The sequence below is a fragment of the Pseudarthrobacter sp. MM222 genome (assembly GCF_947090775.1).
Taxonomy (GTDB): Bacteria; Actinomycetota; Actinomycetes; order Actinomycetales; family Micrococcaceae; genus Arthrobacter.
This window is the reverse complement of record NZ_OX352321.1, coordinates 2872259-2898488: the sequence shown is the minus strand read 5'-3', so window position 1 is coordinate 2898488 and position 26230 is coordinate 2872259. Positions and strand designations below refer to the sequence as shown.

Below are 26230 nucleotides of genomic sequence, written 5' to 3'. Positions count from 1 at the left end.
ATCCGAAAAAGATTGGTGTTTTTGTGCATATTTCGGTTTCTTCGGCAGCGGACGACGTACGCGGAATGGAGGGCCTGTAGATGACGGAGACACTTTTCGGCGGACCCACCCTTCCCCCCGCGTATCCCGAGCGGGCAGCCTGGGGCACCGCACCGAAGCTCCGTGCGTGGCAGCAGGAGGCGCTCGACAGCTACTTCAGCACGAACCCGAAAGACTTCCTCGCGGTTGCTACGCCGGGGGCCGGCAAGACGACCTTCGCGCTCCGGGTCGCAGCCATGCTGATCGAGTCCGGCGCCGTCAACCGCGTCACCATCGTGGCCCCGACCGACCACCTCAAGCGCCAGTGGGCGGACGCCGCAGCCAGGGTGGGGATCGCCATCGATCCGAACTTCAAGAACGCCGACGGCCAGCACGGCCGCGGCTTCATCGGCGTCGCGGTCACCTACGCGCAGGTGGCCAGCAAGCCGATGCTGCACCGCGCCAAAACCGAGGCGGCCCGGACACTTGTCATCCTCGACGAGATCCACCACGGCGGTGAGGCCCTGTCCTGGGGCGACGGACTCCGCGAGGCGTTCGAGCCTGCGGCCCGCCGGCTCTCCCTGACCGGCACGCCGTTCCGGTCCGACACCTCACCGATCCCGTTCGTGGAATACGTCCAGGACCGCGACGGCATCCGTCGGTCCAAGGCGGACTACACCTACGGCTACGGCAAGGCGCTCCGGGACCACGTGGTGCGTCCTGTCATGTTCATGGCGTACTCCGGGCAGATGCGCTGGCGCACCAGCGGCGGCGAGGAAATGGCCGCCTCGCTCGGCGAAGCGGCAGTCACCAAGGATGTCACCTCGCAGGCCTGGCGCACCGCGCTGAACCCCACGGGCGAATGGATCCCGGCAGTGCTGGCCGGAGCGGACAAACGGCTCAGCGAAGTGCGCCGCACCGTTCCCGACGCCGGCGGCCTGGTCATCGCCACGGACCACGACGACGCCCGCGCCTACGCCGGGCAGCTGAAACGCATCACCGGCGAGTCACCCACCGTCATCCTTTCCGACGATGCCAAGGCATCCAGCAAGATCGAGGAGTTCACTGCCAGCGAGAAGCGCTGGATGGTGGCCGTCCGGATGGTCTCCGAAGGTGTGGACGTTCCGCGCCTGTCCGTCGGGGTCTATGCAACCTCCACGTCCACGCCGCTGTTCTTCGCCCAGGCGGTGGGGCGCTTCGTGCGTGCCCGCAAGCGCGGCGAGACGGCGTCGGTGTTCCTGCCCTCCGTGCCGCAGCTGATGGCGCTGGCAAACTCGATGGAGGCGGAGCGGGACCACGCCCTGGACCGCCCGGAGAAGGAGGACGGCGACGGCCTCTTCAACCCGGAAGATTCGCTGCTGGACGAGGTGAACCGCGAGGAGAAAGCCTCCGACAGCCTCACCAAAGGCAAGTTCGAAGCCCTGGATTCGCAGGCTTCCTTTGACCGCGTTTTGTTCGACGGCGGCGAGTTCGGCACCGGGGGAGAGGTCGGCTCCGAGGACGAGCTCGATTTCCTCGGGATTCCCGGACTGCTCGACGCCGAACAGGTCGGCACGCTGCTGCGCCAGCGCCAGCACGAGCAGCTGAACCGCAAGAACCAGCGCGGCCCGCAGGCGGGGGCCGTACCCGCACCCGGTTCTGCTGCTGGCGCAGCGGTGCCGGACCACCGGCTGTTGATGGACCTCCGCACCGAACTGGCCAAGAACGTCGCGGCTTGGTCCGCCCGGACCGGCACGCCGCACGGCGTTGTCCACACCAAGCTCCGGACGGTCTGCGGCGGCCCGCCGGTGGCGCAGGCCAACGAGGAGCAGCTCCAGACGCGGCTGCGGAAGCTTCAGGACTGGTTCATCGGCCGGAAGTAGCCCGCCCGGGCTGCGCAGGTCAGGATGGAGTGATCAGGACGGAAAACAGAAAAGGACCGGAGTGAACCGGTCCTTTTCTGCGTACTGCGCGGCTTCTGCGTACTGCGCGGCGCCCGGGGGGCCGCTGCGTTACTGGCCGCCGGCGCCGCAGACCTCGTTGAGGGTCTGGCCGGCGGCGGTGTACGGGGCCTGCAGCTCCGCGAGCTTTCCGGCGTCGGGGGTCGGCTGCGCCGACTCATCGAGGTATTCGATGATCGAGTGCAGCGGAGCCTGCAGCTCCTCGGAGGCGGTTGCTTCGATCGGCCGGATGCGGTTGGCGAGTCGGATCATGCCAGCCTTGTCCGAGTTGGACGTCGGGCCGGCCCCCACGGACTGGATCCGGGCGCACGTCTCCTCATTGCTCAAGGGCGGGGCCGCGGAGCAGCCGGCGGCGCCGAGCAGGGCCCCGGCAGCGATGAGGACGGTGAGGGTCTTTTTCATGATGTACTCCGGGGTTTTGCGGGTCAGACGATACGTGCAGTTTTCGAGTCTACGGCCTCAGGCGACGTCGACGCCGCCGAGTTCCATCTCGGCGACGGCATCGTCAAGGTCCTCCGCGATGCCCACGGTCAGGCCGCGCAGGACAGTCACCGAGTAGCCGGCCTGGACGCCGTCCAGGGCGGTGGCCTTCACGCAGTGGTCGGTGGCGATCCCCACCACCACGACATCCTCGACGTCGTGGCTCTGCAGCCAGTCGTCGAGTCCGATTGCGTCCTCGCCGTCGGCGAAAGCACTGCCGGCTAACGCGTCGGCGCCTCCGGCGCTGCCGGCCTCGTCGTCTCCGGCAGTCTCCCCGCCTGTGGCGGGGTCCGCGCTGCCGGCCAACGGCATGGCGCCGGGCTTGCGGTCACCGGTGGGGACGGCGTCGTCGGGCGCCAGAAGCCCCTCGAAACCGGAGTAGGCGGCCGTGTACTGGCCCTTGCGGAAGTAGGCCTGGATGTATTCCGTGTCGAGATCCGGATGCAGCTCTGCCCCCCGCGTTCCGGCCACGCAGTGGCGCGGCCAGCTGTCCACGAAGTCCGGGTCCTCCGAGAAGTGCGGGCCGGGATCGATATGCCAGTCCTGGGTGGCAACAATATGGTCGAACTGGCCGTGGTGGGCGTCGACGTACTCGCTGATCTCGGCGGCCAGGTCCGCGCCGCCTTCGACGGCCAGCGGACCCCCTTCGCAGAAATCGTTCTGCACGTCAACGATGATCAGGGCGCGGGACATTCAGTACTCCTCGTAGATGGTGGGGATGGCTGGCTCGCCGCGCTGCAGCCGGTTGACCACGCCCGGAAGCTCCTTCATGGTGTCCGCGTGGCGGCGGCGGGCGCGCAGGACGCCTTCCGGGCCGGTCCAGCCGGGCAGGAGTTCGCCGTTCTTGATGAACTGCTGGAGCAGCGGACGGTCGTTCCCGTCGTCTTCCGGCCGGTGCCCGACGCCGACGATCTCCTGGGTCGCGGTGCCCCGTTCGTTCAGCTTGCGCAGTGCGTACTTGCGGCCGCCCTTGCTGGTCTTGTTCTTGGCGGCCTTGGCCACCGAAACGAAGCTGCCGTCGTCGTCCGTGCGGCTGACCAGTTTGTAGACCATGCTCGCCGTCGGCGCGCCGGACCCGGTCACGAGGGAGGTGCCCACGCCGTAGGAGTCCACCGGGGCGGACTGCAGCGCCGCGATGGCGAATTCGTCCAGGTCCGAGGTGACGATGATCCGGGTCCGCACATTCCCGAGCTCGTCCAGCAGCTGGCGGACCCACTGTGCCTGCGCCACGAGGTCGCCGGAGTCCAGGCGCACCGCGCCGAGCTTGTCCCCGGCGAGCTCGACGGCCGTGCGGACGGCGCCCTCGACGTCGTAGGTATCCACGAGCAGCGCGGTACCGGCGCCCATCGAGGCGATCTGCGCCTCGAAGGCCTCGCGTTCGGTGTCATGGAGGAGCGTGAAGGAGTGTGCGGCGGTGCCGACCGTCTTGAGGCCGTAGCGCAGCCCGGATTCAAGGTTGGAGGTGCTGTCGAAACCGGCGATGATGGCGGCGCGGGCCGCCGACACCGCGGACTCCTCGTGGGTCCGCCGTGAGCCCATTTCCACGCAGGGCCGGTTGCCGGCCGCCGTGACCATGCGCGACGCCGCCGAGGCAATCGCGCTGTCGTGGTTCAGGACGGACAGGATGTATGTCTCGAGGATGCAGGCCTCGGCAAATGTGGATTCGACGATCAGGATGGGGGAGTTCGGGAAGTACGCCTCTCCTTCCGCGTAGCCCCAGATGTCACCGGAGAAGGAGTAGCCGGCCAGGTAGTCCAGGGTTTCCTCGTTCACCACCTTGGTACGGCGCAGGAAGTCGAGCTCGGTATCGCCGAACCGGAAGTCAGCAATGCCTTCCAGCAGGCGCCCGGTGCCTCCCACGATCCCGTAGCGGCGGCCGTCCGGCAGCCGCCGGGCGAAGGCCTCGAACACTGACTTGCGGTGGGCGGCGCCGGAATGCAGCGCGGCCTGCAGCATGGTCAGTTCGTAGTGGTCGGTGTACAGGGACGTGCGGGGACGCTCCCAGCCAGCTGAGGTACTCACAAAATTCACTCTAGTGCGCATCCCCATAGAATGGACAGATGACCCTTAGCGTTGCGCTCGGCCCGGACACCCAGGCCGGCACCCAGACCGGAACAGCGGCGTCCACCGACGTCCTGTCGGCCCCGGACATCCCCTGGAACCTCGTGATCTGGAACGATCCGGTGAACCTGATGAGCTATGTGAGCTACGTCTTCCGTAGCTATTTCGGCTATTCGGAGTCCAAGGCGAACAAGCTCATGATGGAGGTCCACAAGAAGGGACGCTCCATCGTGGCGCACGGGAGCAAGGAACAGGTGGAGCAGCACGCGGTCGCCATGCACGGCTACGGGCTCTGGGCCACCGTGGAAAAGGCCAGCGGCGGCGACGGCGGAGCTGGGTCAGGCGGAGGATCGGGCAAGGGCAAGGGAAAACGTGGCTAAGGCATTCAAATACGGGCTCAAGGGCATCACCGGCTACCTGGAACCGGCTGAACGGGAACTGCTGCGCAGCCTCTTCGACGACGTCATGGCCATGCTGGAGCCGGAGGAACGCACCAACCAGGACCCCCTCGCGGCCATGGTGGGCCTGGACGCAGAGGCCCGTGAACCCTCGGACCGCGCCCTGCGCCGGCTGCTACCGAACGTCTCGAAGAACGACGACGACGCCTCGCTCGAGTTCCGCCGGCTCACCGAACGCTCACTGCGGGAAAGCAAGATCGGCGCGCTGAAGGCCGCCGCCCTGGGCCTGGACAAGGACGAGCTCCTGTTGACCCCGGCCGACGCCCGGCATTGGTCCACGGCGCTCAACGACGTCCGGCTGGTGCTCGCCGAACGCCTGGACATCCGTGACGACGCGGACGCTGAGCATGTCCACCTGATGCAGGACTGGTCCCAGGCCGAAGACGTGGAAAGCTACCTGGCCCTCGTCTACAACTTCACCACCTGGCTGCAGGAGTCCCTGGTCCAGGCCATGCTGCAGTCGATCGACACCCGCGGCTGACCGGAGCCTGCGGGAAGTGGAGTACCGGACCGGGTGTGACACATTAGACACGAGTTGCACGACACAATGTGATGGCCGCGCCCCGGGCTTACCCCTATCCTCGAATAATCATGACAACAGCTTCGAACACTGATCCCACGGCGGAAGCTGTTGCGGACTCCCCGGCGAGCAGCACCGCTACCAGCCAGCTGGCTTCGCGGCCCATCGGTGTTTTCGATTCAGGCGTCGGCGGGCTCACCGTAGCCCGCTCGATCATCGACCAGCTGCCGAACGAATCCATCCTGTACGTCGGCGACACCGCCCACGGCCCCTACGGCCCGCTGCCCATCGCCGAGGTCCGGGCCAACGCTCTGGGTGTGATGGACGAGCTGGTGGATTCCGGCGTCAAACTGCTGACCATCGCCTGCAACTCCGCGTCCGCCGCGGTGCTGCGGGACGCCCGGGAACGCTACACCGCCCGCTACGGGATCCCCGTGATCGAGGTGATCCAGCCGGCCGTGCGGCGTGCCGTCGCAGCCACCCGCAGCGGCCGTGTGGGCGTGATCGGCACCTCCGCCACCGTCGGTTCCCGCGCCTACGAGGACACCTTCGCGGCTGCTCCGGACCTCGCGATCACCTCCGTGGCCTGCCCGGCGTTCGTGCCGTATGTGGAGGCCGGCATCACCACCGGCCCGGAGCTGCTCGCGGTAGCCCGCGAGTACCTCGAGCCGCTGAGGGCCGCCGGAGTGGACACCGTGGTGCTCGGCTGCACCCACTACCCGCTCCTCACGGGCGTCATTTCTTTCGTTTTGGGGGACGACGTCACCCTGGTGTCGAGTGCCGAGGAGACCGCCAAGGATGTCTACCGCGCCCTGGCCTCCCGCGGCCTGGAACGGCAGGACGCCGCCGCACCCGAGCACAACTTCATCGCCACCGGGGACGCCGCACAGTTCGAGTCCCTCGCCCGGCGCTTCCTTGGCCCCGAGGTCCTCAGCGTCCGCCACGTGGACCACGTCGCGGCGCAGTACCCCACCGGAAGCCTGGCCAGGATTACGCCGGAGATGATCGCTGCCGCGCAGGCCGGCACGCGCCGGCCGCGGACCTCGAACTTCGTCACTTCTACCTCCCTCCCTTCCTCCCTGCGGGGCGCGGGCCTGTGAAGCTGACCATCGTGGGCTGCACCGGATCCTTTCCGGGCCCGGGCTCGCCGGCGTCGTGCTATCTGCTGACCGCCAACGACGGCGAGCGGAACTGGAAGATCGTCCTTGACCTCGGCAGCGGCGCCTTGGGCGCCATCCAGCGGTATACGGACCTGGAGGACATCGACGCGATCTTCCTCACCCACCTGCACCCGGACCACTGCATGGACCTGTGCGGGCTGCACGTAGCGGTGCGCTGGAAGCCGGGCGGCTGGGGCCGGGGCCGGATTCCGGTCTGGGGACCGGCCGCGACGGCGGACCGGATGGCCACCGCCTACGGCCTCGAACTGGACCCGGGCATGCACGAGGAGTTCGACTTCAGCAACTGGTCCGAGCGCAAACCCGTCTCCGTGGGTCCCTTCACGGTGACGCCCTACGCCGTGAACCACCCCGTCGAGGAGGCCTACGCGCTCCGCGTCGAGGTCACCGAACCGGCCAAGGACGGCAGCCCCGTCACCCGCGTGCTGAGCTATTCGGGTGACACAGACTCCTGCAGCGGGCTGGAGGACGCGGCCCGGGACGCGGACCTGTTCCTGTGCGAGGCAGCCTTCGAGGAGGGCCGCGACGACGGCATCAAGGACGTGCACCTGACCGGCAAGCGGGCGGGCGAGGCAGCGCTGGCCGCCGGTGCGCGACGCCTGCTCCTGACGCACATTCCGGTCTGGACGTCCCCCAGCACGGTCATGGCCGAGGCCAAGCCGGTCTTCGGGGGAGACGTCGCCGTGGCCGTCGCCGGAGTGCACTACACGATCTGAGCCGTACAGTAGCGCCGAGTCGATAAGCTAAGGGCATGACTTCCGAAGCACTTACCGCCCCCGTTCTCCGCGCCGATGGCCGCACCCCGGACCAGCTCCGGCCGATCAGCATCACCCGCGGCTGGTCCAAGCAGGCCGAAGGTTCGGCCCTGATCGAGTTCGGCAACACCCGGGTGCTGTGCACGGCCTCCCTGACCGAAGGCGTCCCGCGCTGGCTCAAGGGCGAGGGCCGCGGCTGGGTCACTGCCGAATATGCCATGCTGCCGCGCGCCACGAACACCCGCTCGGACCGCGAATCCGTCAAGGGCAAGATCGGCGGCCGCACCCATGAGATCTCCCGGCTGATCGGACGCTCGCTGCGCTCCATCATCGACACCAAGGCCCTGGGCGAGATCACCATTGTGCTGGACTGCGATGTCCTGCAGGCCGACGGCGGCACCCGCACGGCCGCCATCACCGGCGCCTACGTGGCCCTGGCCGAGGCCATCCGCTTCGCCCGCGAGAACAAGATGCTCGCCCGCAACGCCCAGCCGCTGGTCGACACCATCGCGGCCGTCTCCGTCGGCATCATCGACGGCATCCCGATGCTGGACCTGCCGTACGTCGAGGACGTCCGCGCCGAGACCGACATGAACGTGGTGGTCACGGGCTCCGGCAAGTTCGTCGAGGTCCAGGGCACCGCCGAAGGTGCCCCGTTCGACCGCGATGAGCTGAACAAGCTGCTGGACCTGGCCCTGCTGGGCACCGAACAGCTCGCCGCCATTCAGCGCGAAACCCTGGCCGAGGCCCCGTGACGGGGCGTCCCACGGGGGACAGCCCCGTACCTGAGCCGGTGCTGGTCCTCGCCACGCACAACAAGGGCAAGCTGCGCGAGCTCCGCGAACTGCTGCGCGGCCAGGTTCCCGGGCTCGACGTCGACACGCAGGTGGTGGATGCCGGCGCCGTCGGCGCGCCCGACGTCGTCGAGACCGGCGTGACCTTCGCCGAGAACTCCCTGCTGAAGGCCCGGGCCGTGGCGCAGGCGACCGGTCTCGTGGCGATCGCCGACGATTCCGGGCTTTCCGTGGACGTGCTGGGCGGCGCGCCGGGCATCTTTTCGGCCCGGTGGGCGGGCCGGCACGGGGACGACGCCGCGAATCTCCAGCTGCTGCTGGCCCAGCTGGCCGACGTGCCGGACGCCTACCGCGGTGCCGCGTTTGTCTGCGCCGCGGCGCTGGCCGTACCCGGCACCTCTCCGGAGGACGGACGCGAAGTCGTGGAGTACGGACAGCTGGAGGGGACGCTGCTGCGCGAACCCCGCGGCGCCGGCGGCTTCGGCTACGATCCGGTGCTCCAGCCGACCGGCCTTGACCGCAGCTGCGCGGAACTCAGCCCCGAGGAGAAGAACGCCATCAGCCACCGCGGCCACGCCTTCCGGGCCCTGCTCCCGGCCATCGTGGAAGCCCTGGCCGGACGGTAACGGCGCCCCGGCCCTGGAATTCCCGCCGCGGTCCCACATTAACAGAGGAAGGCGCCCCACTCAGTGGGGCGCCTTCCGCATTTTGCGCTTTAGGGGGTCTTGCGGTCTTCTTCGGGCTCGTGTTCTTCGATGAACTCTTCGACGACGTCCGTGCCGTACTTCTCAGCCTGGCGCTTGGCGATGAAGCCCCGGGCGACCTCGATGCCGATCGGGATGACCGAGACCAGCACGATCACGATGAAGATGATGTCCAGGTTTTCGCGCACCCACGGCACCCGGTCGCCGAGCAGGTAGCCCAGCAGGGTGACGCCGCCGCCCCAGAGCAGGGCCCCGATGACGTTGAACAGGAAGAACTTGCGCTTGTTCATCTGGGCTACGCCCACGATCACCGGGACAAAGGTCCGGATGATGGGGACGAAGCGGGCCAGGATCAGGGCCTTGCCGCCATGCTTCTCGAAGAAGGCATGGGCACTCTCGACGTTCTCACGCTTGAAGAGCCGGGAATCCGGCTTGTTGAAGATCGCCGGGCCCGCCTTGGAACCGATCAGGTAGCCGGCCTGGTTGCCGATGATGGCCGCGACGATGATCAGGGCCGAGAACGCCCAGATGTTGAACTTGATGGTGTCGGTCGCAACGAGGAGTCCGGCCGTGAACAGCATGGAGTCGCCCGGCAGGAAGAATCCGACGAGCAGGCCCGTTTCGGCGAAAATGATGCCGCAGACCAGCAGCACAACCCAAGGCGCGAGGGCCGGATCGGCCAGGAAGACCTGGGGGTTGAGCCAGTCGGGCAGGAAGGAGGCCAGGCGTGGCTGCACCGGGCCCGCACCGCCGATCGTGGACACGGCGAAGTCGCTGATAGCTAAAGGGTTCACCCGTTAAGGGTACTTGACGGCCGCCGTCGGACCTTGTGCCGGAATTGGCAGCAGGGGCGGCGTGCCGGAGGCGGTACGGGCGGGAGGAGAACCGGGCGGTAAAGTTTGGGGCGTGGGTTTGGACTTTACAGCGATCGATTTTGAGACCGCGAACGGCTTCCGCGGTTCACCGTGCGCCGTTGGCCTGACGAAAGTCCGCCGCGGCGTCGTGGTCGAGGAAGCCTCCTGGCTGATGCGGCCGCCGGAAAACCACGACCGCTTCGACCACCACAACGTCCGGATCCACGGCATCCGTCCGGACCAGGTCGCAGGCTTGCCCCGCTTCGGCGAACTGTTCCCGGAAATCGGTGCCTTCATCGGCGGGGACGTGCTCGCGGCTCACAACGCCGCCTTCGATCTCGGCGTCATCCGCTCCGGACTGGAAGTCTCCGGGCTGCCGGGTCCCGCCTACGACTACGTCTGCACGGTGATGCTGTCCCGGCGCTGCTACTCGCTGGTGTCCAACTCTTTGCCCTACGCGGCGGAGGAAGCCGGCGTCCCGCTGGTCAACCACCACGACGCCGCCGAGGACGCCCGCGCCTGCGCCGGAATCCTGATCGACATCGCCGCCCGGAACGGTGCCGGCAGCATCGCGGAACTCTACCTGTCCCTGGGCCTGACCGTGTCCCGCCAGCCCGCCTTCGACCCGTTGCGGGATCCGCTGTCCAAGGCCAGCCGGTCCGCCCTCGACGCGCTGGCGGCCGGACCAGGAGCGGGGCCCAGTTCGCCAGGTGCGGGCCGGCCGTTCCAGTCCGGCTGGCCGGACGAAGGGGCCAACCCGGTGCCGAACGCCCTCGCCGAGCCCGGCCACCCGCTGTTCGGCCAGACCGTGGTGTTTACCGGCGAACTGGGAATTTCCCGGCCCGAGGCCAAGGTCCGCTCCGCCGAGCTCGGCGCGCAGCCCGAGAGCCGGGTCACCGCCCGCACCACGGTCCTGGTGGTGGGCGACGGCTTCGTGGCTGCAGATTTGCGCTCCGGACGGCTCACCGGCAAAGCGCGGCGGGTGCTGGAGTTGCACGAGCGGGGCCAGCGGATCGAGGTCCTCTCCGAAGGCGAATTCCTGCAGATGGTCGGAGGCCATCTGGCCCCGGCAGCCGTCGCCTGACGCCGCCGTCGAAAGTGCCGCGACGGGTCACACGGCGCAACAATCATTTCGCCCGGCCGCGGCTGTACCTAGCCTTGGACGATGACCATCCCGAGCGGTACCTGGCGGAAAGTTTTCGCCTTCCCCAACCCGGTGAACGAGTACGCGGCGCGCGTCACGGCCGCGCTGGTGGTGGTGCTTGCCGTGGTCACCCTGTTGACCGGCTTCGGCTGGGGACTGGCCGTGATCGCCGTCGGCTTCTGGCTTCGGCTGCTGTTCGGCCCGCGGGTCTCGCCCCTGGCTGTGCTGTCGGTTAAGGTCCTGACGCCCCGGCTGAGGAAGAAGCGGCTGGTGCCCGGGCCGCCGAAGCGCTTCGCGCAGGGAATCGGCGCTGCCGTGTCCACCGCCGCCGCCATCCTGCTCGCCGCCGGCCTGGCGCCGGCCGCCTGGATCCTGCTGGCGGTCCTGATTGTGGCCGCCTCGCTCGAAGCCTTTGCCGGCTTCTGCCTCGGCTGCGTGATGTTCGGCTTCCTGCAGCGGCGCGGCCTGATCCCGGACGACGTGTGCGAGGCCTGCAACGACATCTCCCTGCGCGCTTAAGGTAAAGACGCGTCCTCAGTGCCCATATTCAACCCGTACAGCGTCGTTGTCGGGCAGGACCACCACGGGCCCGCTCCGCACGGTCCAGCCGTCGGGGAGGAAGAACAGGCGACCGCCGCTGACTGCCAGCAGGTGCAGCCCGTCGTAGCGGTAGAGCGGTTCGGCGTCAGTGCCGAGCTTTGTTTCGGTGACGGCTGGGGCGCTGATGGCCAGGGGGCTGGGGCTGTACAGTTCCACGCGCGGGAGTGCATCGAGGTTTTGCTCGATGTCCATCGCGGCGCGTCGTCCGACATCGTCGGCATGGTCCCCTGCGCCCCAGAGCAGCAGCAGTGTCACCAGCCCGAATATGAGCGCGCCCTGGCCGACGCGATGTCCGACGGAGAGAGCCTCCGGCTTGCCGGGATGCGCCAGCCAGTGCAACCTTGTGGCCCATGCGGCGAGCAATACGCCGGCGGCAACAACGTAGGGGGCGTACAGGACGGTCCGGCCGGGCTGGAGTGCCACCACCAGCAGCGCGCCGCCGGCCACCAGGACGCCGACGGCGGCCGCGGCGCCCGCTATTCGCCGCACGGCAGGTCTGTCCCCGGTCTCAATGCGGCCGCGCAGCCACTTTTCCAACCCCAGCACGCAGAGGCCGACGGCGAGGAGACAGACCAGCGGTGTGAACAGGTTGCCCACGCTGAAACGGACATAGTCCTGGTCGGAAAAGTCGAACAGGGCCACGTTTAGGCCCATGTACTTCGCTTGGGCGGCGGCCTGAGACCAGCCGAAGTAGGCCAGTACCGTGCTGATTACGGCGATCGGCGGTCCGATGGACGCGATAACGTCCAATAGGCGGGTCCTGCTAGCGCCCCCGGCGCCTGTGGCCTGCGTCACGGCACTCCTCCTGGCGCGGTTCGCTGCAGTGGCGGTGCAGTCCAGTGGCCGGCCAGCGCTTCGTCCTTTGGCCAGTAGAGGCGCATGGCCATCATGAACGGCCCGGCGGGGGCGGGCAGCCAGTTGGCTTCCAGGTCCGGGCCCGGGGAAGCACTCTGGATTATCAGGGTCAGGCCACCGTCGGGATCCCTAGCTAGCCGGGGCAGCATTGCCGAGTTGATCAGGTAGCGGTCCAGCGGATTGGCTACGAGCAGGCTTTGGGGCATGTTGTACATCGTCAGGGACCAGAATGCGTTCACCGGCGGCAGCCCGCCCGGGGCAAACCGCAGGGTGTACCGGTGGGCGCCGTCCAGCGGTTGGCCTTCGGCGTCGGTGCCGTAGATGGGGTACATGGCCTCGGCTTTAGAATTGCCGTAAATGCCCAGCTTCGCGGCGGTCATGCGATAGAGGTAGTTGTTCTGCAGGTACTCGCGGGTTCCGAACAGCTGTCCCGACGTCACCTCTCCGGCGTCCACTTGCTTCTTCAGGTCGGCGAAGTCCTGCCAGGCGTCCCGGATGCCCTGCCCGAGTCCTTCCCCGATGCCGGGGTCCAGCTTGTCGACGTCTAGGGTCTGCCCAGGGCCGATGCCGATCCGGGCGAAACGCTTCATTAGCTCCCCTTCTGTGGGGTGGGTGGGGCAGAACTGGAGGAGGAAGTTCAACAGGTTGAAGATTTCCAGGGAGCTCTTCTCCTCTTCCTGCGTCAGCGGCTTCGGGAAGTCGATGGGCGGTGCGGCCGGGGCCGAGGGTTGGCTGAGGAAGGCAGAGAGGGGCTGTGCCGTGTAGCCTGCCTGAATCTTTTGAACGTTGTCCAGGTCGTCCGGTTTGAACAGCTGGGTGCGGTAGACGGCGAGCATCAGCGCGGTTTCGGCGCGGATCACTTTGGTGACACCCTCGGGGGTTTCGCCCGTCCAGCCCGGTCCGGCGATCAGGAAGCTGCCGCCGTCGTTGCCCGTGACGCGGCTGCCGAGGTAGGCGAAGTTGTGCGTGTACAGATCGATCAGCTGGATGCTGAAATACCGTTCCTTCTCGATCTTGGGCACGGAGAGCACCATCGGTTCGGCGCGTAAGTCCAGGCCGATCATCGAATACGGCGTGTCCGAGTTCGGCGTTTGGACGGCCTTGTCCTCGGGTGTGTACACCCGGGGTATGTTCTTGAGCTGGTTCCAGGGCGCCTTGAACTCCGGGTTCCCGCGGTCCACGTAATAGGCGTACATGATGCGGTAGCCGTCCACCACCGGAAAACCGTAGACGTAGGCTTCCTTGGCGACGGCGCGCGCCTCGGCGGGACTGAGCCCGGATGGGGCCGACGGTGTTGAAGGTTGCGCGGTGTTCATGGGTTTCACCTCTTGGCACTACGCAGGGTGAAGGGGGCCGGTTACTTGTCTAACCGTGGAAGATGGGCCGGTCTTTGGTCACGACCGGCCGACCGATTTGATTTTGCGGCAGTATTTCCTCGCGCCGTGGGTCCGCCGTTTACGCGGATCATCAGGAGGTGGGAAGTCCTCGTCGTTTACATGGTACTCAGGGCACTTCCGGAAGTCAGGGCCCTCTGGCTGGGGCACCCGTGCTTATGCAGCAGCCTGCCTGGCGCGCGGGACGGATGGGCAGGGTGAGGACCGGGCAACGCCTGCACTGTTTCGGGACGCCGCCCGGGCGTAGTCTTGCCTGACCTTCTGCGCCAAGACCTGGCTGCTGTCCGTCGGGGGTACTGATGAATCTTGAGATCAGACTGCAGTTCTTTCAGGCTGCCGCTACGGTCCTGCCGTCCATATTTATCGCCTTTGCCCTCACCAGCCATTTCCTGGACCCCGTCAGCAGGCGGAACCTGAAGGTCCAGTTCGTTGGGTTGTCCGGAAGAACCGGCGTCGTCTCGGTAGCCATCATGATCACGGGCTTCATCGGCGCTGAGTTGCTGACCCTGATCGTCCTCGCGACGGACACGCCCACCTTTCCGGCATTTGTGGTGGTCATTTTCTATGTTTTTCTGTTTGCCTGGTTTGTCGGAATTCAGGCCTTGAATCCAATGTTCCAGGCCGCGGCTGCGGCGGCGGAAGAAGCCGCCCCGGATGAGAAAGCCAAAGCACAAGTGATCCGGGCATACCGGCGCTTCGGGAACGCGATCATCATGGGTTCGCTGGTCTTCCTTGCCGGCGCGGCGGTGGTCTTGTACGCGCTAAGAGCAGGTTGATCACAACAAACAGGACCACTGCCGGCGGCTGTGATACTTACTGGGGCTCGGCGGACATACCTGTAGCGGGTTTCTGCCAGGGCCACCGACCGGTCATTTCAAGCTCCAGCGTGAAACTGAGGAAGGTGCGGATCAGGACGATGAGCGCAAGGACACCCACCGATTCGAAAGTGGGGGTCACCGCGACGGTGCGGATAATATCGGCGGCGACCAGCAGTTCCAGGCCCAGGAGGATCGACCGGCCCAGACGTTCCCGGTAGCTCGTGTAGATTGTCCCATCCCGGCTGCGCAGCAAAGCCATGGCTGCCAGGAGCGTCGCCACGGCGGCTCCAATGACTATTGCGAGGACGCCGGCGGCGTCGACGGCCCTGCCAAAGCCGTCCATGACCGATTCAATCTCCATGGGGTTCCTTCCCTTCCGCCGCGCGCTTTTGCATCCACTTCAGGTAGGGGATGCACACGATCGTGCCTATGATCAGGTACAGGGCGATGACGGCCCCGAAGTGCAGTGACGGGAAGTTAGTGGTGGCGATTGCCAGGGCGATTCCGGGATGCCGGAGTGCGCTTGCGAGGGCCAGCACCCTTGCATCACCGGGGTCCGGGCCGGCCATGATGTGGCCGAAGGACAGTCCCAGCACCGTGAAGAGCATAAAGGCCACGACAGTGCTTGCCGTGAGGACCTGCACGAACTGGGGGAAAGCCACGACGAGAACAAACGCGACCGCGGCCAGCAGGACGATCTTTGCCGCAAGGGAGAACGGCTTCTCCACCCGCGCTGCAAGGCGGGGCAGGAAGGCGCGCACCAGCATGCCTGCCGCCAGTGGCAGCACCACGGCTGACAGAACCTGTCCCGCGACGGCTGCGAAGCCGATGTTGAACGGATTGTCGGTGAGGCCGCCCAGAAACACCACGAGTGCGGGGATGATAACGATCGAAAGTACGGAGACGGCCACCGTGAGCCCCAGCCCGTAGGAGGCGCGCCCGCCTGCGTCATGTTCTTTGCCCAGCAGGGTTGGCGGAACGGGCGACAGGGACAGAGCCACCAGCGCCACCAGCGCGACCTGCGGCGGAGCGATCACCAAAGCCAGGGCCAAAGCGATGAAGGGCATCACGATGAACATGGACACCAGTGAAATCACCAGCATTCGCGGACGGCGGATGACATAAAGGACATCATCGACGGTGGCCCGCAGGCCGAAGCCGAAGACGGTCAGCATGATGCTCCCCTGGAAGGCCAGGACCAGAATCCGCTGGGCATCCACGCTAGCCCCCGCATCCATGGAGGTCGGCACTCATCATTGGCTCCTGCCCGGGTTCCATGACTGGATAACCGGGAGTTTAGACCGTCGCAGGATTCGCGGCTACGGTCAGCCGGTTGCCCGTGAAAGCACGGACAACGGACCGCAAGACAGCATTCTGCCCCGAGCCGGGGATCGTACCTGCGGTACTTACCAACAGGCGGATCGTTGTGCTACGGTGACCGCAATATCCGTGGCTGGGGCCGGGTCGCCACAGGGCTTTCGGGGAGGGCCCGGAGCGGAGCAGACAATGGCCGAAGTGTCTCTTGGCCAAAATTTCACTACGGCGTCGAGCATGGCCTGGGTTCCCGGCGGCACCTTCCTGATGGGCTCCGACGACCACTATCCCGAGGAGGCACCCGCCCACCGGGTGACGGTCGGCGGGTTCTGGATGGACCGGCACGCGGTCACAAACCGCGAATTCTCCCGGTTCGTCGCCGAGACCGGTCACCTGACCGTAGCCGAACAGGCACCGGATCCGGCTGCCTACCCTGGCGCCCGGCCCGAGTTGTTGGTACCCGCGGGGTCGGTGTTCGTTCAGCCGGCTCAACGGGTGGACCTGGGTGACCCGTATAACTGGTGGACCTACGTGCCGGGAGCCGACTGGCGGAAGCCACGGGGGCCCGGCAGCCCGGTGCACCGGCTGGCAGACCACCCCGTGGTGCAGCTCGCCTGGGCCGACGTCGAGGCGTACGCGGGCTGGGCGGGAAAGTCGCTGCCCACCGAGGCCGAGTGGGAGTTCGCCGCCCGCGGCGGACTCGATGGTGCTACCTATGCCTGGGGCGAGGAGTTGACCCCCTCCGGCCGGTGGATGGCAAACACCTGGCAGGGCGAGTTCCCCATCGAGAACACTGAACAGGACGGGTACGCCGGCACCGCCCCGGTCGGCTCGTTCCCGGCCAACGGCTATGGCCTGCTGGACATGATCGGGAACGTCTGGGAATGGACCTCCGACTGGTACCAGGCACATGCCGAAACCTCGCATGCCTGCTGCACCCCGGCGTACCCGCAGGGTGGCGGACAAGACCGGAGCAGTGACCCGTCCGACCCCGCCCGGATTCCGCGCAAGGTGATGAAGGGCGGTTCGCACCTGTGCGCACCAAACTATTGCCGGCGCTATCGACCCGCGGCACGGATGCCGCAGGCTGTCGACACCGCTACCTCGCATCTGGGCTTTCGCTGCATCATCCGGACTTGAGAGTCCGCCACCGGCCAAGCTGTCTGGAAGGAATATCGATCATGAACAAAATTGTGGTCCTGTACCCCGAACCCGCCGACCGGGTGGCCTTCGAGGACTACTACGTCAACAAGCACCTTCCCCTGGCCGCCAGGCTGCCCGGACTGAAAGCCGCCCGATACTCATTCAGAGTGTCCGGCCTGGGGGATTCAGGCACCGGTTCCCCCTATTTCGCGGTGTTCGAGGGTGATTTCGCTACCCAGGCGGACATGGCCGCAGCCGTAGCCTCCCCCGAAGGCCAGGCCCTTTTAGCAGATGTCCCCAATTTCGCGACCGGAGGGGCGGTCGTCGTGAATTACCCGGTGGAAGCGCTGCTCGGGTAGAGCGGGTTGGACCCAAAACCTAGGAAGCATAGACATGAAAAATCAACAGCCAACGTCGGTCTCCCTTCCCGTGCCGGATCGCGGATACCGTGGATTCCTGCCCTACGATGCCAAGGATCCGGACTCGAAATTCGAGCCGATCCAACCCACGCAGCCGCCGCCCGGGGCCCCGAATGTGCTCATCGTCCTGCTGGACGATGTTGGTTTCGGCGCCTCGAGCGCCTTCGGCGGTCCCTGCGCGACTCCGACGGCCGAGCGCCTGGCAGCCGGCGGCCTGAAATACACGCGCTTCCACACCACAGCGCTGTGCTCACCGACGCGGGCGGCCCTGCTGTCCGGAAGGAACCACCACACGGTCGGGATGGGAGCCATCACCGAGACTGCGACGCCGGCGCCCGGCTACACCTCCTCGCGGCCCAACACGACGGTACCGCTGGCCGAGATCCTCCGGGTGGCCGGCTACTCGACCGCGCAGTTCGGCAAATGCCACGAGGTTCCCGCCTGGGAGACGAGCCCGGTGGGTCCCTTTGACCGGTGGCCCACCCGCTCGGGATTCGACTACTTCTACGGCTTTATCGGCGGCGAAACCAACCAGTGGTACCCGGCCGTCATAGAAGGGACCACTCCAGTGGAAGTCGGCCGGCCGGAGGACGGCTACCACTTCATGTCGGACATGACCGATAAAGCCATCACCTGGAGCCGCCAGCAGAAGTCGCTGGCCCCGGACCGGCCGTTCTTCATGTATTTCGCCCCCGGCGCGACCCACGCACCGCACCACGTGCCGGCGGACTGGATCGCCAAGCAGAAGGGACGCTTCGACAAGGGCTGGGACGCGGTCCGGAACGAAACGTTCGCGCGCCAGAAGGAACTCGGTGTGATTCCCGCCGAGGCGGTCCTCACCGACCGGCATGCCGAAATTCCAGCATGGGACGACATGCCGGCGGAGCTCAAGCCGGTCCTCGCACGCCAGATGGAGGTCTACGCGGCTTTCCTTGAATTCGCCGACCACCACGTGGGACGCCTGATCGATTCCCTGGAAGCGGACGGCCACCTGGACGACACGCTTGTCTATTACATCGTCGGAGACAACGGGGCTTCCGCGGAGGGCTCGCTTAACGGCACCTTCAACGAGATGACCTACTTCAATAAGGCCAGTGCACTGGAAACTCCCGAATTCCTGATCGACCATCTCGACAAATTCGGCGGCCCCGAGTCCTACAACCACTATGCTGTCGGCTGGGCGCACGCCATGGACACGCCCTATCAGTGGACAAAGCAGATCGCCTCGCACTTTGGCGGAACACGCAACGGCACCATCATTCACTGGCCCGGGGGCATCACGGCCCGCGGGGGGATCCGCCATCAGTTCCACCATGTAATCGACATTGCCGCCAGCGTCCTGGAGGTCATCGGACTGCCCGAACCTGACACAATCAACGGCATCACCCAGAAGCCCTTCGAAGGCATGTCAATGCGTTACTCCTTCGACGACGCAACGGCCGCTGACACGCACACCACCCAGTACTTCGAGATGATGGGCAACCGCGGCATCTACCACAACGGCTGGACCGCGGTGACCCACCACAGCAGCCCGTGGATGCCAGGCCAGCTGCCTGCCTTCGACGACGACGTATGGGAGCTCTACGACACCACCACTGACTGGACCCAGTCACACAACCTCGCCGGGGAGCAGCCGGACCGGCTCCACGAACTGCAGCGGCTCTGGCTCATCGAAGCGGTCCGCCACAATGTGCTGCCGCTCGATGACCGTGTCGTGGAGCGGGTGAATCCGGACATCGCGGGACGGCCCGAGCTCATCAAGGGCACTACCCAGCGGTTCTTCCGCGGCATGACAGGCCTGAACGAGCACTCAATCATCAACACCAAGAACAAGTCGCACACCGTTACCGCAGCTATCTCCGTCACGGAGTCCAATGCGAGCGGCGTCCTCATCGCCCAAGGCGGCCTGGGCGGCGGATGGGCGCTGTCCGTGGACGACGGGAAGCTGAATTACACGTACAACTTCCTTGGCCTGAACACCACGCACATCACCGCCACCGAACCGCTGAGTCAAGGGGGCCACGAGGTGCGCGCGCAATTCGCCTACGACGGCGGCGGCCTGGGCAAGGGCGCGGAGATCACGCTATATGTGGACGGCAACCAGACAGCCAACGGGCACATTGAGGCCACCCACCCGATCGCCTTCTCGGCGGACGAAACCGCCGATATCGGGGTCGATCACGGATCCCAGGTGTCCGACCGGTATTCGGACAGCGACAGCAGCTTCACCGGTGACATCGAATGGGTGCAGATCGACCTCGGCGATGACAGCCACGATCACCTCATCACCCCCGAAGACCGAATGCGGGTGGCGATGGCGAAGCAATAAGGCGCCGCCGGGTCAGGGCCCGGTGACCGCAGCCAGCCGCGACGCCATGCCCCGGATGACCTCCGGTGCTTCGAGCGCCTCCAGCCAGGCAGCCGGCAGGCATTGCTCGCCGTACAACGTGCCCAGGACGTTCCCGGCAATCGATGCCGTGGAATCGCTGTCCCCGCTGTGGTTAACCGCGAGGGCGATGGCCGCCCGGAAGTGTGCCTCCGGAGCGGCTGCCGGGGCCTCCGGCTGCCCCGCGGCCGGGGCTGCCGGAGCCGCTGCCGGACCGTCCGGAGCCGTGGCCAGCACCGCATAGAGTGCGACGGCGAGCGCCTCCTCGGCCACCCAGCCCTCGCCGAGTTCCCGGACCAGTTCCTCCGGGCCCAGCACGGGCCCGTCGGCGCTGAGCCGCAGGGCCGCCTTGAGCCGTGCCACGAGGTCCGGGTCGGGTCTTTCACCTTTGTGCAGGACAGCCTCATCGAGCCGGCCGAGCGCGTATTCGGCGGCCTCGCGCAAGCCGTTGCCCGAGGCCAGCGCCTGGATGATGAGGCTGAAGACACCGGAACTCTGCCGTGCCGCGGGATGGCCATGGGTCAGCGAGGCGGCGTCCGCGCTGAGCTTGTAGACGGCGTCGGCGGGAATGTAGGGAACCAGACCGAACGGGGCCGACCGCATTACGGTACCGCAGCCCTTGGAGTCCGGGTTGACCGGCCGGTAGAAGGTGCCCATTTCACCGGTGGCCAGGCCGCTCAGGCACGCGTTCCCGGGAGCGCGGCGGTGCTTGAGGACCTCGTGTGCGTCGATCCAGCGGGGAGGCTGGAACGGCGCCGCCTCCGGGACCGGCACGCCCTGGGTTGCCAGCCAGCGCAGGTAGGCGAGCCACAGGCACGCGTTCGTATCCGCACCGACGCCCGTGTTCGCCCATTCCAGGGCTTCCAGCAGTCCGTCCACGGTGTACAGCGTCAGCTGGGTGTCATCGGAAAAGTGGCTGCCGCCGTCGAGCGCGGAAAAATCCTGAAGTCCCGCGGGGCCGAACCTGCCGCGGATCGCGGAAATGTCCTCAAACTCCACCGCGTAGCCCAGGGAATCGCCCAGCGCACCGCCCAGCAGGCAGCCGTGGATCCGGGATGCGTGGGTCGGCGCGGGGATGGTCGCGGGGGTGCTGGCGGGTTCGCTGCTCATGGGTTCAAATTTACCCCGGCGGTGTGACCGTCCGGCACGGAGGTCCGGCGGGGGTACAGCGCCCTCGGGACCCTGCTCGTGGTCGTGGCGGGCCTCGGCGTTCCGCTGTTCTCGATTCCGGACTCGAACCCGCTCTCCGCCTCCCTGGCCGCGGGCCTGGCGCTCACCGCCGCGATGCTCGCCTTCGGCTACCTCTCCGGAGGCCACTTCAACCCGGCGGTCACGCTGGGCAATGCGATCGCCGGCCGCCTCCGCTTTCCGGAGGCCGCGGCCTATCTGGGCGCGCAACTCATCGGGGCGCTGCTCGGCGTCGTTGCACTGTTGGGCATTCTGCGCACCGTCCCAAGGATCAGCGACACCCGGGCAGCGTTCGACACCGTTGCTGCGGGATTCGGCGAGCAGTCCATCATCCAGGCGCCGATGGCCGGCGCGCTGCTCGTGGAGTTCCTGGGCACTGCCCTGCTCGTGGCCGTCTATCTGGGCACCACCTCTGACCGGAACCCGTCCCGGGCCGCCGCTCCGTTTGCCGTCGGTCTGACCATGGCCGTCCTGCTGCAGCTCGGCCAAACCATCGGCAACACCCCCTTCAACCCGGCCCGCGCCACGGCTTCGGCCCTGTTCGGCAACGCGGACGCGCTCGGCCAGCTGTGGCTCTTCTGGGTGGCCCCGATCGTCGGCGCGGTGCTCGCGGGCCTGGTGTACCGCGGCTTCACGCAGGGCACCCCGGTGCCGGCCGCGGTGGTTCAGGATGAAGATGAGGATGACCTCGACGCCGAGGATAAGCTCGACGCAGGGGACGACGAGGCGTCGGCCGGCGCTGCTCCGGCCCGGCCCGCGCGTCCGGTTACCGCGGAGCAGCCGCCCACCCCGGGCGGCGACGAGGCCCGGGACTTCTTTGACAGCAGCCGCGGACGGTAGCCCCGGGGCGGTGGCACAATACTGTCGGCGCCAGCCGATACCGTAGGAACATGCGGTTATTGCACACCTCGGACTGGCATTTGGGCCGGTCGTTCCACGGCGTCGGGATGCTTGACGCCCAGCGCGCGTTCATCGACCAGCTCGTCGCCTTCGTGCGGGACGAGTCGGTAGACGTCGTCCTCATTGCCGGCGACGTCTATGACCGTGCCCTGCCCGGCGTCGACGTGGTGGGCCTGCTCGACGACGCCCTTGTCCGGCTGACCGGTGCCGGTGCCCAGGTGGTTCTCACCAGCGGCAACCACGATTCCGCCATCCGGCTGGGCTTCGCTTCGAGGCTGCTGGAGCGCGGGGGAGTGCATTTGCGCACCCGGCTGGCAGATCTGGACACCCCCGTGCTGTTCCCGCTCGACGGCGGCGCCGGCAGCACCGCCGGTACGGACCCGGGCACCGGTCCGGTGCTCGCGGTCTACGGAATCCCCTGGCTGGAACCCCGGCTGGTCGCCGGACAGCTCGGCGTCGAAACCGCGAGCCACTTCGAGGTGACCAGGGCCGCCACGGCCCGGATCCGGACCGACCTCGCAGCCCGCACCGCCACCCGGACCGTCCACTCGGTGGTCCTGGCGCATACCTTCGCCAGCGGTGGCATCAGCTCCGACAGCGAACGGGACCTGAGCATCGGCGGCGTGGGCGCCGTCCCGTTGGATCTCTTCGACGGCTTCGGCTACACGGCCCTGGGCCACCTGCATGGCCGGCAGGAGCTGTCGTCCTCTGTGAGGTACTCCGGATCGCCGCTCGCGTACTCCTTTTCCGAGGCCAAGCACAAGAAGGGCAGCTGGCTCGTGGAGGTGGATGCCGCCGGAATCGGCGAGGTCCGCGAAGTGCTGTGGGAAGCGCCGCGAACCCTTGCCGTGCTGCGCGGAAAACTCGACGAGCTGCTCTCGGCCGAAGACTTCGCCTGGGCCGAAGGCGCTTATTGCCAGATCACGCTGACCGACGCCCAGCGCCCGGCGCAGGCCATGGACCGGCTGCGTGCCCGCTTCCCTGACACCCTAGTGCTGGGATTCGACCCAGACGGCACCGGCAACGCCGCCAAGGCCAGCTACAGCAGCCGGCTCGCCGAAGCCGACGACGATCTGTCCATCTGCTGCGGCTTCCTGGAACACGTCCGCGGCCGTAGCGCCGACGACGCCGAATCGGCCGTCCTTGCCGACGCCCTGGAAACTGTGCGCCTGGAAGGGGTGTCACTGTGAGGATCCACCGCCTCGAGATCTCGGCCTTCGGCCCCTTCGCCGGCACCGAACAGATCGACTTCGACCGCCTGAGTACGCACGGCCTGTTCCTCCTTAACGGCCCCACCGGTGCCGGCAAGACCAGCGTGCTGGACGCAATTTGCTTCGCTCTCTACGGCTCGGTTCCCGGCGCCCGCCAGGACGGCAAGCGGCTGCGCAGCGACCACGCCGCGGCGGCCGCCGAACCCCGCGTCACGTGCGAGTTTTCCGCCCGAGGCCGGCACTTCGAGGTGTCCCGCTCGCCCGCGTGGGACAAGCCGAGTGCCCGCGGAAAGAACGGATTCACCGTCCAGCAGGCCAACACAGTGCTGCGCGAGCGCGTCAATGGCGAGTGGATTGAAAAATCGGGGCGCAATGACGAGGCCGGTGCCGAGATCACCGAAGTCCTGGGCATGAACCGGGACCAGTTCACCCGCGTGGTCATGCTGCCCCAGGGCGACTTTGCCGCCTTCCTCCGGTCCAAGGCCTCTGACCGCCTTGAACTCCTCCAGAGCCTGTTCGGCACCCAGCGGTTCGAGGCCGTGGAGCAGGAGCTCGGACGCAGGGCGAAGGCCGCCGCCGCCGAGGTCGCCACCCTCAATCAGAAACTCGACGTCCTGCTGGCCCAGGCTGAAGCCGAAACGGATGCGCTGGAACTCGACATCTCGGACGCTCCCGACCGGACTGACGCCGAGGCGTTCCTGGCCTGGCTCGAGGGAACTGCGGCCGCCGTGGCGGAGGAACGGCAGACGGCCGGGCTGGAGGCGGAGCTGCTGCGGGCCGAACGCCTGTCCGCCCGGGACACCGCGACGGCACGCGCCGCCCGCCAGGCCAAACTGGCCGCCGCCGAACGCCGCCGCTCCGAGGCAGCGGCAGCCGCGCCCGAACTCGCGGCGAAGGGCCGGCAACTGGGCCTGCACCGCAAGGCCGAAGTGCTTGGCGGGCAGTTGCAGGCGGTGGACAGTGCCTTGACGGCCGAGGAACTTGCCGTGGCTGCCATGTCGGCAGCCACGGAAGAACTCCGAGCCGCGGCCCTCACCGACCCCGAACTTGCCGCGCTGGGGACCGGCCCTTCGGATTCGGCCCTCGATTTGTTCGCTGGAAAACCCGTTCCGGGCCGGGCCGACAGTTGCCCGGTGGACGGCGGAGCCCTGCGTTCGGCACTCCGGGGACTGCGGTCCCTAAGTGCGGTGCTCGAAGAGCGTTTGCCGGACGAAGCACGGCTTGCCGGGCTGCGGAGCCGCACCCTCCAGCTTCGCGGGACCGTGGCCCAGCTGGAAGCCGGGCGGACGTCCGGCGCAGCGGCCCTCACCGCTCTGCGGAACGAATCCGAGACGTTGCTCGCAGGGTTGCGCCCGCTCGAGGAGCTCGCCGCCGAGGTCCCGCTGCGGACCAAGGAGGCGGCCGCCGCTGAGGAACTCGTCGTCCTGGTCCGGCGCCACGCCGCAGCCCTGAAGGCCTGCGGCGTCGTGGAGCAACGCCACGGCAGCGCGCGGGAGCACTACCAGGACCGGCGCCAGCGCTGGCTGGACCTGCGTGAGGAAAGGCTCGCCAACGCTGCCGCCGAGTTGGCCGCGCAACTGCTGCCCGACGTCCCGTGCCCGGTCTGCGGCAGTCCCGAGCATCCCGTCCCCGCCCCGGCCGCGGCGTCCGCCCTGACCGTAGCCGAGGCCGAACAATCGGCGCAGCTCGAGTGCGAGGCGGCGGAGACGGTCCTCGCCGGGCTCGAGCGTGAACTGTCCGAGGCCCAGCAGGAGGTCGCCGTCCTGGCGGCGCAGGGCGGACACATCTCGCCCGCGGCTGCCGGCGCGGAGGCGACCCGGGCCAGGGAACGCGCCGCCGAAGCCCGCCGCGCGGCGGAGGAGCTTGCCGTCAACCGCGCCCGGCACGCCAAGCTGGAAGAGGAGATCGCCGGTGCCGAGCAGGCGCAGATGGATTCGGCGTCCCGCATCGCCCAGACGGAGTCCACGATCACCGAAGTACAGGACCAGGCCGACACCCTCGAGGAGGCACTCGACAAATTGCGTGCCGGGCACCCGGTCCTCGCCGGGCGGATGGCAGCGCTGGGCTCCACGACCGCCGTCCTGGAACGGGCCGAGGCGGCGCGGACCAGGCTGGAACAGGCCGGGACCCGCGCCGTTGACGCGCGGGATCAGTTGGAGAAGGCCCTTCCGGGCGCCGGCTTCGAGTCCGCTCAGGAGGCGCAGGCCGTGCTGCTTTGCGCAGCGGATGCGGCGGCGCTGGAAGCTGACGTCCGTGCCGGGCAGGACGAAGCCGCCCGGATCCAGGAGCTCTTCGCCAGCGAGGAGCTGGTGCTGGCAGCCCGGGAACTGGAAACAGAGGGACCCGTGGAGGAGACGGTCCTGGAGCAGCTCCGCGCGGCAGCGGCAACGGCGGAACGTTCGGCCCGCGAAGCGGCGCTCGCCGCGGGACTCGCGGAGAAATCCCGACGGACCCTGGGCAGGACCGCCGCCGACTTTGCACGGCTGGCGGCTGCCGGCAGGGAGCCCCGTGAACGGGCTGCGCTGCTGAATGCCGTCGCCGAGGCCGCGCGGGGCGGGGGAGAGAACACCTACCGCATGAGCCTGAACAGCTACGTGCTGGCAGCCCGGCTCGAACAGGTGGCAGTCGCCGCCTCCGAACGGCTGATCGGCATGAGCGACGGCCGCTACACCCTGCAGCACACGGACGCAAAGGCGGCCCGCGGGGCCAAATCCGGTCTGGGCCTGGAAGTAGTGGACGAATGGACCGGACAGCGCCGGGACACCGCGACGCTCTCCGGTGGAGAGTCATTCATGGCTTCGCTCGCCCTGGCCCTCGGCCTGGCGGACGTCGTGCAACAGGAGTCCGGCGGTGTGGACATCGAAACCCTCTTCGTCGACGAGGGATTCGGAAGCCTCGATGAACAGGCCCTGGAGCAGGTCATGGACGCCCTCGAGGGCCTCCGGGACGGCGGCAGAGTGGTGGGGCTCGTGAGCCACGTGGCGGAAATGAAACAGCGCATCGGCACCCAGCTGCAGGTGGTCAAGCAGCGTAACGGCTCAACCCTCCATATCTCCGACGACGCCCAGCTGTGAGGATCGCGGATGCGGTTATAAT

25 protein-coding genes are annotated in these 26230 nt (G+C 67.6%); 16 read left to right on the top strand and 9 right to left on the bottom strand.

Going from position 1 to position 26230, the window contains the following annotated elements; translation table 11 throughout:
• Positions 1 to 80: 80 nt before the first annotated feature.
• Entirely contained in the window at positions 81 to 1880 is a 1800-nt protein-coding gene (locus tag OM977_RS13195; RefSeq protein ID WP_264354393.1) for a DEAD/DEAH box helicase, read from the top strand.
• Between the two features lie 129 nt (positions 1881 to 2009).
• Here OM977_RS13195 and OM977_RS13190 read toward each other — a convergent pair whose 3' ends face one another.
• From OM977_RS13190 to OM977_RS13180, 3 genes are read right to left on the bottom strand one after another with little or no spacing between them, the layout of a single operon-like run.
• Positions 2010 to 2360, bottom strand: coding sequence for a hypothetical protein (locus tag OM977_RS13190; RefSeq protein WP_264354392.1), 351 nt, complete (start codon positions 2358 to 2360; stop codon positions 2010 to 2012).
• 57 nt (positions 2361 to 2417) lie between these two features.
• The gene (locus tag OM977_RS13185) at positions 2418 to 3131 is read right to left on the bottom strand and encodes an isochorismatase family protein (RefSeq protein WP_264354391.1); all 714 of its coding nucleotides are present in this window, start codon (positions 3129 to 3131) and stop codon (positions 2418 to 2420) included.
• Positions 3132 to 4481 (bottom strand): nicotinate phosphoribosyltransferase, encoded by a 1350-nt coding sequence (locus OM977_RS13180; protein ID WP_442960653.1) that lies wholly within the window; start codon positions 4479 to 4481, stop codon positions 3132 to 3134.
• 17 nt (positions 4482 to 4498) lie between these two features.
• Here OM977_RS13180 and clpS point away from each other — a divergent pair, with 17 nt between their 5' ends.
• From clpS to rdgB, 6 genes are all read left to right on the top strand, one after another.
• Positions 4499 to 4879 carry an ATP-dependent Clp protease adapter ClpS gene (clpS, locus tag OM977_RS13175; RefSeq protein ID WP_264354389.1) on the top strand — a complete coding sequence of 127 codons (381 nt, stop codon included), beginning with the start codon at positions 4499 to 4501 and terminating at the stop codon, positions 4877 to 4879.
• Positions 4872 to 5438: a DUF2017 domain-containing protein gene (locus OM977_RS13170; RefSeq protein WP_264354388.1), complete on the top strand. Its 567-nt coding sequence runs from the start codon at positions 4872 to 4874 to the stop codon at positions 5436 to 5438. The genes clpS and OM977_RS13170 overlap by 8 nt, the downstream gene beginning before the upstream one ends.
• A gap of 71 nt (positions 5439 to 5509) precedes the next feature.
• Positions 5510 to 6577: a glutamate racemase gene (murI, locus tag OM977_RS13165; RefSeq protein ID WP_442960652.1), complete on the top strand. Its 1068-nt coding sequence runs from the start codon at positions 5510 to 5512 to the stop codon at positions 6575 to 6577.
• Complete coding sequence (locus OM977_RS13160) at positions 6574 to 7371, top strand: MBL fold metallo-hydrolase (protein ID WP_264354386.1); 798 nt, start codon at positions 6574 to 6576, stop codon at positions 7369 to 7371. The genes murI and OM977_RS13160 overlap by 4 nt, the downstream gene beginning before the upstream one ends.
• A 35-nt stretch (positions 7372 to 7406) precedes the next feature.
• On the top strand, positions 7407 to 8165 hold the full coding sequence (gene rph / locus OM977_RS13155) for a ribonuclease PH (RefSeq protein ID WP_264354385.1): 759 nt from the start codon (positions 7407 to 7409) through the stop codon (positions 8163 to 8165).
• On the top strand, positions 8162 to 8830 hold the full coding sequence (rdgB, locus tag OM977_RS13150) for an RdgB/HAM1 family non-canonical purine NTP pyrophosphatase (protein ID WP_264354384.1): 669 nt from the start codon (positions 8162 to 8164) through the stop codon (positions 8828 to 8830). Before rph ends, rdgB begins: the two co-directional genes overlap by 4 nt.
• Positions 8831 to 8919: 89 nt before the next feature.
• Here the strand turns inward: rdgB and OM977_RS13145 are convergent, their stop codons facing one another.
• On the bottom strand, positions 8920 to 9687 hold the full coding sequence (locus tag OM977_RS13145) for a VTT domain-containing protein (protein WP_264357414.1): 768 nt from the start codon (positions 9685 to 9687) through the stop codon (positions 8920 to 8922).
• A 127-nt stretch (positions 9688 to 9814) separates the two neighbouring features.
• Here OM977_RS13145 and OM977_RS13140 point away from each other — a divergent pair, with 127 nt between their 5' ends.
• Together OM977_RS13140 and OM977_RS13135 are read left to right on the top strand one after the other, a co-directional pair.
• On the top strand, positions 9815 to 10846 hold the full coding sequence (locus OM977_RS13140; protein WP_264354383.1) for an exonuclease domain-containing protein: 1032 nt from the start codon (positions 9815 to 9817) through the stop codon (positions 10844 to 10846).
• An 81-nt stretch (positions 10847 to 10927) separates the two neighbouring features.
• Positions 10928 to 11425: a DUF4395 domain-containing protein gene (locus OM977_RS13135; RefSeq protein ID WP_264354382.1), complete on the top strand. Its 498-nt coding sequence runs from the start codon at positions 10928 to 10930 to the stop codon at positions 11423 to 11425.
• A 15-nt stretch (positions 11426 to 11440) separates the two neighbouring features.
• On the opposite strand, the gene OM977_RS13130 is transcribed toward OM977_RS13135, so the two are convergent.
• Together OM977_RS13130 and OM977_RS13125 are read right to left on the bottom strand one after the other, a co-directional pair.
• Complete coding sequence (locus OM977_RS13130) at positions 11441 to 12301, bottom strand: hypothetical protein (protein ID WP_264354381.1); 861 nt, start codon at positions 12299 to 12301, stop codon at positions 11441 to 11443.
• Positions 12298 to 13677: a DUF1254 domain-containing protein gene (locus tag OM977_RS13125; protein ID WP_264354380.1), complete on the bottom strand. Its 1380-nt coding sequence runs from the start codon at positions 13675 to 13677 to the stop codon at positions 12298 to 12300. The genes OM977_RS13130 and OM977_RS13125 overlap by 4 nt, the downstream gene beginning before the upstream one ends.
• A gap of 377 nt (positions 13678 to 14054) precedes the next feature.
• On the opposite strand from OM977_RS13125, the gene OM977_RS13120 reads away from it, so the two are divergent.
• Positions 14055 to 14531: a hypothetical protein gene (locus tag OM977_RS13120; RefSeq protein ID WP_264354379.1), complete on the top strand. Its 477-nt coding sequence runs from the start codon at positions 14055 to 14057 to the stop codon at positions 14529 to 14531.
• A gap of 37 nt (positions 14532 to 14568) precedes the next feature.
• Here the strand turns inward: OM977_RS13120 and OM977_RS13115 are convergent, their stop codons facing one another.
• Together OM977_RS13115 and OM977_RS13110 are read right to left on the bottom strand one after the other, a co-directional pair.
• Positions 14569 to 14934 (bottom strand): DUF1622 domain-containing protein, encoded by a 366-nt coding sequence (locus tag OM977_RS13115; RefSeq protein ID WP_264354378.1) that lies wholly within the window; start codon positions 14932 to 14934, stop codon positions 14569 to 14571.
• Entirely contained in the window at positions 14924 to 15823 is a 900-nt protein-coding gene (locus OM977_RS13110) for a bile acid:sodium symporter family protein (protein ID WP_264354377.1), read from the bottom strand. Before OM977_RS13110 ends, OM977_RS13115 begins: the two co-directional genes overlap by 11 nt.
• A 301-nt stretch (positions 15824 to 16124) precedes the next feature.
• Here OM977_RS13110 and OM977_RS13105 point away from each other — a divergent pair, with 301 nt between their 5' ends.
• Genes OM977_RS13105 through OM977_RS13095 form a run of 3 tightly spaced genes read left to right on the top strand, consistent with a single transcriptional unit; the run spans position 16125 to position 19778 of the window.
• The gene (locus OM977_RS13105; RefSeq protein WP_264354376.1) at positions 16125 to 17027 is read left to right on the top strand and encodes a formylglycine-generating enzyme family protein; all 903 of its coding nucleotides are present in this window, start codon (positions 16125 to 16127) and stop codon (positions 17025 to 17027) included.
• Between the two features lie 41 nt (positions 17028 to 17068).
• Complete coding sequence (locus OM977_RS13100) at positions 17069 to 17389, top strand: EthD family reductase (RefSeq protein WP_264354375.1); 321 nt, start codon at positions 17069 to 17071, stop codon at positions 17387 to 17389.
• Between the two features lie 34 nt (positions 17390 to 17423).
• Positions 17424 to 19778: an arylsulfatase gene (locus OM977_RS13095; protein ID WP_264354374.1), complete on the top strand. Its 2355-nt coding sequence runs from the start codon at positions 17424 to 17426 to the stop codon at positions 19776 to 19778.
• Positions 19779 to 19790: 12 nt separating this feature from the next.
• On the opposite strand, the gene OM977_RS13090 is transcribed toward OM977_RS13095, so the two are convergent.
• A complete protein-coding gene (locus OM977_RS13090; RefSeq protein WP_264354373.1) occupies positions 19791 to 20945 on the bottom strand; it encodes an ADP-ribosylglycohydrolase family protein in 1155 nt (384 codons plus the stop codon).
• An 84-nt stretch (positions 20946 to 21029) separates the two neighbouring features.
• Here OM977_RS13090 and OM977_RS13085 point away from each other — a divergent pair, with 84 nt between their 5' ends.
• The 3 genes from OM977_RS13085 to OM977_RS13075 are packed head-to-tail and all read left to right on the top strand — an operon-like array spanning position 21030 to position 26208.
• The gene (locus OM977_RS13085; protein WP_442960651.1) at positions 21030 to 21863 is read left to right on the top strand and encodes an MIP/aquaporin family protein; all 834 of its coding nucleotides are present in this window, start codon (positions 21030 to 21032) and stop codon (positions 21861 to 21863) included.
• 50 nt (positions 21864 to 21913) lie between these two features.
• Positions 21914 to 23113, top strand: coding sequence for an exonuclease SbcCD subunit D (locus OM977_RS13080; RefSeq protein WP_264354372.1), 1200 nt, complete (start codon positions 21914 to 21916; stop codon positions 23111 to 23113).
• Positions 23110 to 26208 (top strand): AAA family ATPase, encoded by a 3099-nt coding sequence (locus OM977_RS13075; protein ID WP_264354371.1) that lies wholly within the window; start codon positions 23110 to 23112, stop codon positions 26206 to 26208. The genes OM977_RS13080 and OM977_RS13075 overlap by 4 nt, the downstream gene beginning before the upstream one ends.
• Positions 26209 to 26230 lie beyond the last annotated feature (22 nt).

Excerpts from the sequence above, each read along its gene's own strand:
- OM977_RS13195 (WP_264354393.1), top strand. The coding sequence starts at position 81 with ATGACGGAGACACTTTTCGGCGGACCCACCCTTCCCCCCGCGTATCCC.
- OM977_RS13190 (WP_264354392.1), bottom strand. The coding sequence starts at position 2,360 with ATGAAAAAGACCCTCACCGTCCTCATCGCTGCCGGGGCCCTGCTCGGC.
- OM977_RS13185 (WP_264354391.1), bottom strand. The coding sequence starts at position 3,131 with ATGTCCCGCGCCCTGATCATCGTTGACGTGCAGAACGATTTCTGCGAA.
- OM977_RS13180 (WP_442960653.1), bottom strand. The coding sequence starts at position 4,481 with ATGCGCACTAGAGTGAATTTTGTGAGTACCTCAGCTGGCTGGGAGCGT.
- clpS (WP_264354389.1), top strand. The coding sequence starts at position 4,499 with ATGACCCTTAGCGTTGCGCTCGGCCCGGACACCCAGGCCGGCACCCAG.
- murI (WP_442960652.1), top strand. The coding sequence starts at position 5,510 with ATGGCCGCGCCCCGGGCTTACCCCTATCCTCGAATAATCATGACAACA.
- rph (WP_264354385.1), top strand. The coding sequence starts at position 7,407 with ATGACTTCCGAAGCACTTACCGCCCCCGTTCTCCGCGCCGATGGCCGC.
- OM977_RS13135 (WP_264354382.1), top strand. The coding sequence starts at position 10,928 with ATGACCATCCCGAGCGGTACCTGGCGGAAAGTTTTCGCCTTCCCCAAC.
- OM977_RS13125 (WP_264354380.1), bottom strand. The coding sequence starts at position 13,677 with ATGAACACCGCGCAACCTTCAACACCGTCGGCCCCATCCGGGCTCAGT.
- OM977_RS13120 (WP_264354379.1), top strand. The coding sequence starts at position 14,055 with ATGAATCTTGAGATCAGACTGCAGTTCTTTCAGGCTGCCGCTACGGTC.
- OM977_RS13115 (WP_264354378.1), bottom strand. The coding sequence starts at position 14,934 with ATGGAGATTGAATCGGTCATGGACGGCTTTGGCAGGGCCGTCGACGCC.
- OM977_RS13105 (WP_264354376.1), top strand. The coding sequence starts at position 16,125 with ATGGCCTGGGTTCCCGGCGGCACCTTCCTGATGGGCTCCGACGACCAC.
- OM977_RS13100 (WP_264354375.1), top strand. The coding sequence starts at position 17,069 with ATGAACAAAATTGTGGTCCTGTACCCCGAACCCGCCGACCGGGTGGCC.
- OM977_RS13095 (WP_264354374.1), top strand. The coding sequence starts at position 17,424 with ATGAAAAATCAACAGCCAACGTCGGTCTCCCTTCCCGTGCCGGATCGC.
- OM977_RS13090 (WP_264354373.1), bottom strand. The coding sequence starts at position 20,945 with ATGAGCAGCGAACCCGCCAGCACCCCCGCGACCATCCCCGCGCCGACC.
- OM977_RS13080 (WP_264354372.1), top strand. The coding sequence starts at position 21,914 with ATGCGGTTATTGCACACCTCGGACTGGCATTTGGGCCGGTCGTTCCAC.